The 6,527-nt window shown below is 36.1% G+C and carries 7 protein-coding genes; 2 read left to right on the forward strand and 5 right to left on the reverse strand.

All coding sequences use genetic code 11. The features are described from left to right. The 4 genes from IAQ59_RS21325 to IAQ59_RS21340 form a co-directional block, all read right to left on the reverse strand. The coding region (locus tag IAQ59_RS21325) for a 6-bladed beta-propeller (RefSeq protein ID WP_209332885.1) at positions 1 to 665 on the reverse strand (665 nt) is incomplete at its 3' end. A gap of 178 nt (positions 666 to 843) precedes the next feature. Then, complete coding sequence (locus tag IAQ59_RS21330) at positions 844 to 1,128, reverse strand: hypothetical protein (protein ID WP_209332886.1); 285 nt, start codon at positions 1,126 to 1,128, stop codon at positions 844 to 846. Positions 1,129 to 1,423: 295 nt separating this feature from the next. Beyond that, on the reverse strand, positions 1,424 to 2,593 hold the full coding sequence (locus IAQ59_RS21335) for a 6-bladed beta-propeller (RefSeq protein WP_209332887.1): 1,170 nt from the start codon (positions 2,591 to 2,593) through the stop codon (positions 1,424 to 1,426). An 86-nt stretch (positions 2,594 to 2,679) separates the two neighbouring features. Beyond that, entirely contained in the window at positions 2,680 to 3,021 is a 342-nt protein-coding gene (locus IAQ59_RS21340) for a hypothetical protein (protein ID WP_209332888.1), read from the reverse strand. Positions 3,022 to 3,220: 199 nt separating this feature from the next. On the opposite strand from IAQ59_RS21340, the gene IAQ59_RS21345 reads away from it, so the two are divergent. Together IAQ59_RS21345 and IAQ59_RS21350 are read left to right on the forward strand one after the other, a co-directional pair. Continuing rightward, positions 3,221 to 5,197 (forward strand): hypothetical protein, encoded by a 1,977-nt coding sequence (locus tag IAQ59_RS21345; RefSeq protein WP_209332889.1) that lies wholly within the window; start codon positions 3,221 to 3,223, stop codon positions 5,195 to 5,197. A 237-nt stretch (positions 5,198 to 5,434) separates the two neighbouring features. Next, positions 5,435 to 5,704, forward strand: a complete 270-nt coding sequence (locus IAQ59_RS21350; protein ID WP_209332890.1) for a helix-turn-helix domain-containing protein — start codon at positions 5,435 to 5,437, stop codon at positions 5,702 to 5,704. 57 nt (positions 5,705 to 5,761) lie between these two features. Here IAQ59_RS21350 and IAQ59_RS21355 read toward each other — a convergent pair whose 3' ends face one another. Further along, positions 5,762 to 6,379: a hypothetical protein gene (locus IAQ59_RS21355; RefSeq protein WP_209332891.1), complete on the reverse strand. Its 618-nt coding sequence runs from the start codon at positions 6,377 to 6,379 to the stop codon at positions 5,762 to 5,764. Positions 6,380 to 6,527: the final 148 nt, after the last annotated feature.

Raw genomic sequence — 6,527 nt, forward strand, 5'->3', positions numbered from 1 at the left:
TTATATAAGCGTTGATTGGAGGATAATGCGATGCTTTCCGAAGACTTTTTATCAAAATGATCTATTAGCAATTTTTGGTATTCTGAATTTTCTTGGGACAAATACATCAAGGTGTGGTTCCCATGGGGTTTCCTTCTTCCCTTAGGTATGGCAAACACAAAATCATTCCCTAGACTTGCAATGTGGAGAGGCCAAAAATCAACAATAAAATCCTTCGTCCCTGCCCCCGTATAATCATAGATATAGGCCCTTTGATTTGGGGGAGAAAAAATCACAATTTGTTGGCTTCCTGAGATAATTGTAAAATCCCTTATATCAGCATACTCTGTAGGACCAATTCCTCTTTTTCCAATTTCACCTATATAATCCCCTTGATAGCTAAAGTGTAGCAACCTATTTTTATCAGAAATAAGTATTCCCTTTTCAAAAAACTTAATTTGCTCTTCGGGTAAAACAATATGCCCAAAGATACTCCGTTCGTTGGTTTCCAAAGAAATGTATTCAATACTTTCGGCAATCTCACTCAAATTTACAGTTTCCTTTTTACCCGTAAGCAGGGGATCCAACTTTATCACACTAACATGCGTTGCATCTTTGGAAACCGGCTCACTACAAGCCCAAATTAGTGCGAAGAACAGAATATAATATTTTATATTTATTTCCATTAATTTATAACAAGATGAATTATTAATGAATTTATTCTAATTTAAACCTTATACTTCCAGAAGATTAACGTCATGTCTTTATTTAAAAAGAGTTGCATACAAAACACCAATTCTCATGATAAACCCTAAGAAACTAATGTTCTGTACGATCACCTAGTTCAAGTTTTCTCCATAATTTCTAATCAATCAGACTTTCAATATAGCTATCAAAAGGTGCTAAGTTATTTATATTGATTAATAGAAAGTTGGATATTTTATAACTGTCCAGTTGAAACACGTAGGGAAGGCCAACTGACTCGGCAGGAATTTGTATGTCTTGATCTGGAACCCGAAATAAGAAAATATTGTCCTTTTTCACATAGAAATGATTAAATCTTATGATATCTTTAGGATTAAAAAAATCTCCCAAAACGACAATTTTGTCATTAACGTTTTTGTTTGCCAATTGGTCTAATTTTTCCATCACTTCATATATACAACTTTTACAATGATATCTGCTAAACCTAAAAAAAAGTAAGGGGTACCCATACTCCTTGATTTACTCATTTATAGATTGCGAATCCCCGTCCTTTCTAAATATAAAAAAATTGTTAATTTCAGCTGTTTCATTTAATCGTTTTTGATTTACAAAAAGATTCTCGTTCAGTGAAGGCAGGTCAGTATCGGGAATAGGTGTGCTTTTTTGGAGCCACTCATTGGTGTAGAATAGGATTAGACCTACCACAACCAGAAAAATTATGGAAATTGGTATGACATTCTTATTCATCAAAATACTCCTTAAATGTATAAACAAAAAGAACCGGGTTGTCGATATCTTCCAGTTTGATATTCTCCAAAAGGTCTTTGTAAGGGCTTTCCGGTATACCTTTTTTAGCCCTTTCATTAAAGTCAGGGGGATACATCATGGTGATAAAGTAGCCACTGTTAAAATTAAACCCAAACATTCCCGGCATTTTCGTGATCATGCCGTCCATATCGTTGTTCAGGTAACTTATATAATGGATTTTGTCTGTTGCTTTGTCCCATAATGCCATTTTAACGAATCTGTTCTGGTGCACATCAATAAACATGAAGTTTTTCCCGTCAATAATCTGGTCTCCCAATGCAAATGTTTCCTCAGCGTCCATCCTCGTTCCATATTCCCCGAAGGTGAGGGGTTCACCTGCTTTAGACTGAAAGCCATCCCGGGAAAAGGAAAACCGAATTTCTTGTTCAATATGATTATCCACGATCTCCAATATCCTCTTAGCACCCCAAGCCATGTAGTAAAACCCCTTTCCTCCCGCTTTCTCAAAAATATACTTTTGTTTTGTACCATTTATCATCCATATATCATCAGGCGAAAAGGTATCGATCGTCTTTTGCAACTCAAAGTCTTGATTTACCTCCTTTAAGATTTTTTTCTCATTGGCCGGATCTTCGCCTGTCAAGTAGAAGCTTCCTTCCATTGGAAACAGGTCAAAAAATACCCCATTCTGTCCAAGTTTGACTTCTCTGACGAACTCGCCTTCCAGCGTATAAAATATTGCCTTCAACCCCTTTGAATCAAACACTATAACTTCCCTACCTAATTCTGAAAGGTAAATTGCAAATGGAAAAATATACTCCCCCGGCCCTTCGCCCTGCCGATCGATTATGTTTCTGAGCTTGCCATCCAGGTCATAAATGAATATTGACTTGGACGTATTATTGTCCAATAGGATCAGGTACTTGTCCACTAGGATAACCTTTTTTACTTCTCCCACCAATGCATTATCCCTGGTCTCCAGTGGAATGACAAAGCAGGTGTCAAACAGTTGGGAATAATTGAATATCCTTCGGTCGTCTACATCGATCTCCATTTGCTTAACGTTATCAGTAAGTGAGGTTTCCATCTTCCCACAAGAAATGAAAATAAAGATAAAAATTAAGAATCCGTATTGTTTCATTTTAAACGCAACTTTTATAGAAATTAATAATAAGTGGTAGGGCTGTCAAAAAGTCAAATTTTGAGACAGCCCTATTGAGGTGTTAACTACCAAGACTGACCCGAACAATAGGGATTGTTCGGCATGGGGCAACACATCTGTTCCATCACATGACATGTAGTAACCCACATAAATTGATTATAGGCAAAGCACATCTTTCTCTCCCCCATTTCTATGTGATGTCCAATACCATTTGGAATATCACATGACTCATAGATGCCCTCACCCTGCGCCATCGCCCTGTTCCCCAATTCAATCAACGTTAACGACGGCAGCGTCTTATCCTTCTCAAATTCCAAGCTGATCATGACGTTAAACACCAGCATGACACCGAATACCCCTGCAGCGATCCACCGCAGCCACTTGCTTGTTTTTAGATAATTCTTCATAATATTTTATTTGATTAGATAATAAAATTATTTGACAGTAAAGCTATAGCATCAAAATGTATTATCAAACTAAAAAAAACGGACAAAATCAGACATTATCGGACATTATCGGACAAAACCGGACAGTCTAGTTTTTTTTAATATAAATTAGTTCAAGTTTTATTTTAAAATGTAACTTGGATAAAAGAACAAAATTATTATGAAAGATTGCATCAAACAACCAACTATAAAATCCTTAGCACTCAGCATTGCAAGTATTTTGATACTATCTTCATGCACCCATGACAATTTAAATGTAGCGCTTCAACAAGCTTCGGAAAACAGAAGCGAAATTGAACTTGTTTTTAGTCACTATTCAGAGGCAAAGGATAGCTTGAAACTGAAAGCATCTAAGTTCTTGGTAAAGAATATGGTGAATAGATATGGTATTGAGGGCAGAAAATTTGACCTATATGATACAGTCTTTAATTTCGTTGATAGTTTAAGAAAACATAAGACGCTGGTAAGGGATCCAAATAACAGATATAAAATTCCAGAAATCGAACAGATATGGAATTTTGCTACTACGGAATACGGTACTATTGGAGGCTCAGATTTTGATGTCAAGCTTGATCTTATTCATCTCGATTCAAGGTTAATTATTGAAAATATTGATTTGGCATTCGAAGTGTGGCAATTGCCTTGGTCTAGGCATTTAAGATTTGATGATTTTTGTGAATACATATTACCACACCGATTTGGTAATGAAAAAATATCCACCTGGCGATCCACTTTACTGAATAAATATAAAGATAAAATTGATTCCTTAAAAAATACTGGCTGTGAGGATCCGCTTGTTGTCGCCAAATTCATCAATGAAGATCTATTATCCAAATGGATATATAGCCATACTTTACGAAATTATCCAATAGGAATGACTATTGAAAACCTTCTAAAGTCAGGTATGGGATCCTGCACACATCAGGCGCAATTGGGCATTTACTCGATGAGAGCCCTAGGAATTCCAGTGGTTCACGAGGAAATACTCTATTTCGGAAATTCCCATCTGGGGCATGAGTTTAACAGTATCGTTCTAAAGGACGGTTCATTATTGGATTTTGATGTCGGAAACAAGAATATGGGAGGTGTAATAGACGAAAGGTATAGCAGGGGCAATTCAATACCGAAAATTTATAGAAAAACATTCGAAGCGGTCTCTTATTATATAAATAAGGAATTATTTCCATATTTCCAAAATCCAAACTTGAAGGATGTAACATCTGAGTATATAAGCACTAAAGACATAGAGATAGAAAAAATTGATTTTCTTAAAGAAAATTCCATAATCTATTTATGCATATTTAATAATAGTAACTGGGTACCAGTTTCAATATCGACAGTATCTAAGGGTCAGGCAATTTTCCAGGATATGGGGTTAGGAATAGTTTACTTACCAATGATTTACACAAATGAAAAATTAGTGCCAGTCGGAGAACCAATTATCTTAGACAAAAACAGTAACACAAAAAAAATATCCCACACAACGAACTCTCAAAAAATCGAAATAAATAGGAAATATCATCCTAATAAAGGCTTACCCGGAAAAATGATAGGCGGTAAGTTTCAAGTTTCAAATGATAAAAACTTCAATGAAAGCCTAGATATTGTTCAAATAGATGATTCTTTGGAATTAATCCCAAAAACGATTGAGTTAAATCTGAAAAAAAATTATAGATATATCCGATATTTAATACCAAAGGGAAGCATGGGAGATTTAGCTGAATTTTCTGTAACATCAAATAGCTCCACTACATTATCCGGAGAAGTAATTTGTAGTTTCAATCTGGGGGGAAATAAAACAATTAAATTTGCCTTTGACAATAATCCTTTAAGTTTTCTTAGCGTTCCGGTTAGTACCACCGAGGAATGGATAGGTCTTGATTTAAAATCTCAAAAGGAAATATCACAAGTAACTTTTTGTCCAAGAACTGATAAAAATAATATCTGGGCAGGACTTTCGTATGAGCTTTTCTATTGGTCTGATGAATGGAAATCAATCGGTATCCAAACAGCAGATTCTTATAGTTTGATCTTTAGTTCTCCAATTTCCAATGGCCTGTTTTTACTTAGGTGTTTAGACGAAGGAACAGAGGAAAGAATCTTTACTTATGAGCAAGGAGAGCAGGTGTGGTGGTAGCCAACTATAATCCAATCCAAACGGAATTAATAACAATCAAACAAAAAAAGAAATTTTTCTAAGTAGACTGTTAGGAAAAGTAAAAAATTTGCTTAGCCCCTGGCTACTTCGTTGGTAAGATACCATATTTTTTGGTTAAGATACTTGAATAATTTATTAAATAATTTATTGAATAATTTGTTGTATGCCTGTATATTTGTGGACAAATTTATAAATTTAACTAGTCAAAATTATTTTATGGAAAGTTCAGCGAAATCTAGGCAGGAAATAGCAAGAAAATTCGGGGTTTCCACCAGGACGCTGAATAGGTGGCTAAAAAAGCACAAAATAAAAGTAAGTAGTGGACTGATTACCCCCAAAGAAAGTCAGCTCATATACCAAATCTTAGGTAACCCAAACAGACCCGGCGAAAGCGTATTAGAAGGAGCAATGGATACTACCGAATACGCCCCTGTACCTGAAAACCACGAAAAGACGGAAACCGGAAACAAGGGTGCCTCTACATAAAAAACCAAGCTTCGACCTTACTATGGCCCATTTGAATGAAAAAAATTATTCTCTAGGCTATTTTATCTCTACCACTTGTACATTCACCTGACAATTCTCAAGTGATATGCCATATATCTTCAAAGATCGTTCAAGCTTCTCCGGATTAGACACGTTAAGTTCAAAGGAATATTTTTCGCTATCGACTCCCTCATAAAAATAATACTTCTCATCACGTAACCCGTTGAGGTAGTTCACAAGCCCATCTAGTGTCATCCCTTTTGCCATTAACATTCCGTCTGATAATTCGACTACCTCCAACACAGCATCCTCCATCCGATAAGTATGAGAAGTTAACGCACCTTGGTCATTTACCTGAATGCACTCGGCAGCGATCCTTTCTTCCTTCAGTCCAAAGTAGATTCCACTTTGTTGTCGTATTTCTTCTGTCACTTCAAGAAACAGGTCTAGATCCATCTCCCTTCCAGAAAAACGAAGTGTGAAATTGAATATTTCACCATTCCATTTCGGATCCATCATGTATTGGTAGTCTCCCCATACCTGAGAAAAAACATAATCCAATTCACCCGTAGTTTGTCTGAAACCAACTCCACTGCTGTATGCGGATGTCTTGGGAAAACCAAGGTCTACCGTCCTTTCCAGCTGAAAAGAATAAGTAGCTCCTTGGTAAGACACATCAACAGGTTTTGGCGAAGAATTAGTACAATCTGTAAAAATCAGCAGAACGGTTAGGAAGGCAAGATTTCTCATAATGCGTCGAATACATGGTAGTTGCTATCAATTAAGGGGAAACTTCGCAAGGTCAAGAATGAGAAGTGAAGGA

It is taken from the genome of Lunatimonas salinarum, from assembly GCF_017811155.1.
Taxonomy (GTDB): Bacteria; Bacteroidota; Bacteroidia; order Cytophagales; family Cyclobacteriaceae; genus Lunatimonas; species Lunatimonas salinarum.